This window comes from Allobosea spartocytisi (assembly GCF_014764685.1).
In the GTDB taxonomy this organism is placed as follows: domain Bacteria; phylum Pseudomonadota; class Alphaproteobacteria; order Rhizobiales; family Beijerinckiaceae; genus Allobosea; species Allobosea spartocytisi.
Genome location: NZ_JACXWY010000051.1, coordinates 1 through 4228 on the forward strand (window position 1 = coordinate 1; position 4228 = coordinate 4228).

A 4228-nucleotide genomic window follows, 5' to 3' on the forward strand; every position below is an offset into this window, starting at 1 on the left:
ACCCCGCTCTCCCGCCTGGAAAGCGCGGCGCAGTCCGCCGCAGCGATCCGCGCCCGCGCCGCCCGTCGCCTCGAGGGCCAGGCTGCGTGATCGAACGGCCCCGCCTCCTGCCGGCAGTCATCCTCGGCGCCATGGGTCTCCTGGCGCTGAAGCTGCTCGCCTGGACGGCGGAGCCCTATCGGGGCACGATCCCGGCAAGCCCCCCGGCCTTCGCCGCCTCCGCCAAGGCGAAGCCCGAACCGGAAGTCCGGGGGCTCGCCAAGGGCGTCGCCCGGGCCCACGCTCCCGATATCTTCGACCCGGAGACGACGGGCTCGGTGCCCGCCCCCGATCCGAAGAAGGACAAGGAGAAGGCGGAAGCCGACGCCAAGGCGGAAGCCGCCCGCGCCGCGAACCCCAACAACAAGGCCGGCATCATGAACGGCACGGCGCAGCCCGTCTCGCCAGCCGAAAAGGCGCTGCTGGAACGCCTCGGCGAGCGCCGCGAGGAGCTCGACGGCCGCATGCGCGAGCTGGAGATGCGCGAGCGCCTGCTCGACACCGCCGAGAAGAAGCTCGACGGCCGCGTCGGCGACCTCAAGACCCTGGAAGAGAAGAACAGCCCGGCTGCCAGGGCCGCCGTCGAGGAATCCAAGGCGATCAAGAACCTCGTCATCATGTACGAGGCGATGAAGCCCAAGGACGCCGCCCGCGTCTTCGATCGGCTGAGCCTCGACGTGCTCGTGCCGGTGGTGCAGCAGATGAACCCGCGCAAGATGTCGGAAGTGCTCGCCGCCATGGCTCCCGAGCGGGCGGAGAAGCTCACCATCGCGCTGGCGACGAGCGGCCGCGGCCCGGCGCTCGACCGCGTCGCGAGCGAGGCGGCCCTGCCGGGCAACGAACTCCCGGCGATCGCGCCGGCCTCGCGCTAGGGCATCGGCTCGAAAAAGGGCGTGCGGCTTTCGGGAAAAGCCGATGCCAAGACAACGAGCCAAGGCATCGGATCGAACACGAGACCGATCCAATGCCCTAGCCCCTGTACCCCGCCCCATCACGGTCAAGATTCATTCAGGAGCCGTTCACCGGCCGGGTGGCGGCGGCTTGCGCGCGATCATCCGAGCCTAGTCAAGGGACAGCTGCATCTGGCACCTCGGCGATGCCGGACCACTCGAGCAGGGGCCTCGGATTGCACCGCACATGGCCCGATTGTTCAACTATTGCAGCATCACCAGAATTGGCGATAACTGCACGAAATGGGGACGACATGCTGAAATCGCCGACAACGATGACCGAGCAGGACATGCTTCGATGGATCGACGGGCTGCCATCTGAAATTGACGCCGAGACTTACGATCACTTGGCTGGCATCACCATTGAGCCGCAAGAGTTAGCGGCGCTTCGCAGGCTAGATCCAATGGGCACGGAATACCGGCGCATTTGCGCCGCGCTCTATGCTCGCCTATCTGGCCGCAGCGACTACACCCCGGAGCGAGACGAGCGCAGCGGGCTAGGCTCAACGCCAGACATCTGGCGGCAGATTTCGCCTTACTCCTTCAAATCGCCGAAGCTCGTGTCCGAGTTCCTGTCATCCTGGGCAGCGATCATAAGCGCTCTCGACGTCGAGCCGGAGCAGTCCGTTATCGAATACGGCCCCGGAAGCGGGCAAGCGCTGCTCATGTTGGCGCGATGCGGAGTTCGCGCATTCGGGGTCGATATTGATGCCGACAGCCTTGATCTGGTGCGCCGCCAGTCCGAGGCCATGGGACTCGACGTCCAACTGGAGCTCGGCGCTTTCGGTGAAGGTTTCGCCGGGCAACGATTTGACCGGGTGCTGTTCTTCGAGGCGTTTCACCATGCGCTGGAGTTCGACAAACTGCTTCTCGGACTGCATGATCGGCTGCTACCCGGCGGCAAGCTCGTACTCTGCGGAGAACCTATCGTCGAAGAAGGTCAGCACGCTTCGATCCCTTTCCCCTGGGGGCCTCGCATGGATGCCCTCAGTATCCTCTGCATGCGGAACCGAGGGTGGATGGAACTTGGTTTTCAGCGCCCATTTCTCGCGGAGCTGATGGCGCGATGCGGGTGGTCGGTCAGGCATATGCAGTCGCCAGTATTCAGGGCAAATGCCTATATCGCCGAGCCGATGGGAGACGCAGTGCGGCCAGGTGACCAGATCATGCTGCCGGAGGGTTGGGGCGCACCAGAAGTCACCCATCGCTGGACCGTAGCCGAATGTTGCCGCATCCCCCTACCGGACAGATTGCGGGCGACATCAAATCTCAGCGTGACGGTGGCAAACTATCTGCCGACGCCGAAGACTGTTACGATCGAGTCCGGCGATGCCCGCAGGACACGCATCCTCCAACCGGGCCAGACTGAAGATATCGACATCGGCACCACGTCGGCCTCTCACGTCTCCATACGCACGAGCTTGACAGCGGCACCAAATGAACCACGGCATCTGGGGATTGCCGTTCTTGAGTGCCGAATCCAGCCGGCCTAGGCAAAGGCAGCGAACCCGAAATCGCGATTTGCGGTCGCGGTCCCACCGAGATCGATCGTCGCCTGTGTGCTCGTCCACGTCCCCGGCGATGTGAAATAGAAGGTGCCCTGCTGCGGGCCAAGGGCCAGACAATCACAGCTCGCGGGGTGGCGCTGAGCCCATGCGAAAAGGTCACGCTGCTACTTCCGTTGGTGACCGTGGCAGTCCCCCAGTTCTCCGAAACGTAGCCAATGTTGCTTGCGACCACCCTCGTCGCTGCGCGACCGGCACCATTGACGAAGCGAATACTCCCGCCCGCGCTCTCCTAGCCGCGTGCCTGCGCGCCCTCTCGTCTCTGGAGGACAGCAAAGCAGCGTGCGCGGACGCCATCTCTAAGGAGACCGGGCATGACGCATGATGAGAAGCTGACGGCTACTCAGCGACGCGCTCTTGCGTGGATTAACGAGTTCCCCTGCCACCAGTCCGAATGGCGCTCGGGCGCCAAGCCGCCAGCAGATTGCCGCCATGGTCGGCATGTCGATCCAGATGGTGATGAAATACAGCCGCCACATCGACCAGCGCCTCGCCGCTCGCGGAACAGCCGGCGAACAGGCCAATGCAAAAAATCGTAACGAGTGAAAAATCCAACCTCCGAAAACGCCGTAAACACAGGGACAAATGAGATGTCAGCGTTAAGCAGCCATTATGCTTGATGCAGTAACCTGCGCGCAGGTCGGCGCATCCCCCGGGATGCGAGTCCGGCCTGCCGCGTTGGGTCGAGTCTCCGGTTTTGCGTCTGTCGCGTTCCCTCGCTTTCGGTATCGGGCTGACCGCGCTTGCGCTTGCGGCCGGTCTGAATGCGCCTGCTCTTGCTGCCAGCGCCACGCTGCGCGGCGAGGCGATGCCGGCCGGCTTCGGCCGCCTTTCGCTCGCCTTCGACCAGCCGACGCAGACGCGCGTGCGCGTCGCCAACGGGGTGCTGATCGTCGCCTTCGGCGATCCTGTCACGGTCGATGTCGCGAAGGTCGCGCGCGAATTGCCGAACTATGTCTCGATCGCCCGCATCGATCCGGACGGGCGCGGCATGCGCTTCGCGCTGACGCAGCCCTATAAGGCCAATCTGATCGAGGCCGGCGACAAGGCCTTCATCGACCTCCTGCCGCAGAACTGGACCGGCCTGCTGCCCGGCCCGCCGCCCGAGGTGATCGCGGAATTGACCCAGCGCCTGCGCCTGGCCGAGGCGAGGGCCAGGGAGGCGAGCCGACAGCCGCCGGCGCCCGCGGCCATGCTGTCGATGCGCAGCGCGAGCCTGCCGACGCTGGAGCGCCTGATCTTCAAGGCGCCTGCCGGCACGGCGATGGCGTCCGACCTCTCCGACGGCAAGCTCAAGCTCACCTTCGACCGGGCGATGAACGCTGACGAGGCCGCCCTTCGCACCGCCCTGCCAGAAGGCATCGCGCTGGCCGCGCTCGACGCCGGCAAGGAGCGGCTCAGCCTGACGCTCGCCTTGCCGCCGGACTGGCAGGCGCGCAGCTTCGACGACGAGACCGGGCTGGTCGTCGACCTGCTCAGGCCAGCCAAGCCTTCGGCGCTCTCGCTTGCGTCCCTGCAAACGCTGCCCGAGCCCGCGGCCACCCCCGTCGCCGCCTCTTCCGTGTCGGCGCAACCGGCCGAGGCCACGGCCGCGGGCGGCTCCGTTCCCGCCCCGGAAGTCAGGCCCACCCCCGGGGCGACACCGCCCGCCGCAGCGCCGGCTGCGCCCGAACC

At 65.9% G+C, this 4228-nt stretch carries 2 protein-coding genes and 1 pseudogene; all 3 read left to right on the top strand.

The features are described 5' to 3' along the window. Window positions 1-86 precede the first annotated feature (86 nt). Complete coding sequence (locus IED13_RS28335) at window positions 87-911, top strand: MotE family protein (protein ID WP_260368350.1); 825 nt, start codon at window positions 87-89, stop codon at window positions 909-911. 332 nt (window positions 912-1243) lie between these two features. Next, entirely contained in the window at window positions 1244-2482 is a 1239-nt protein-coding gene (locus tag IED13_RS28340; RefSeq protein ID WP_191126117.1) for a class I SAM-dependent methyltransferase, read from the top strand. A gap of 769 nt (window positions 2483-3251) precedes the next feature. Continuing rightward, window positions 3252-4228: pseudogene (locus IED13_RS28345) on the top strand (hypothetical protein); the annotation flags it as partial.

Coding starts and splice junctions, on each gene's coding strand:
- IED13_RS28340 (WP_191126117.1), top strand. CDS start 1,244: ATGCTGAAATCGCCGACAACGATGACCGAGCAGGACATGCTTCGATGG.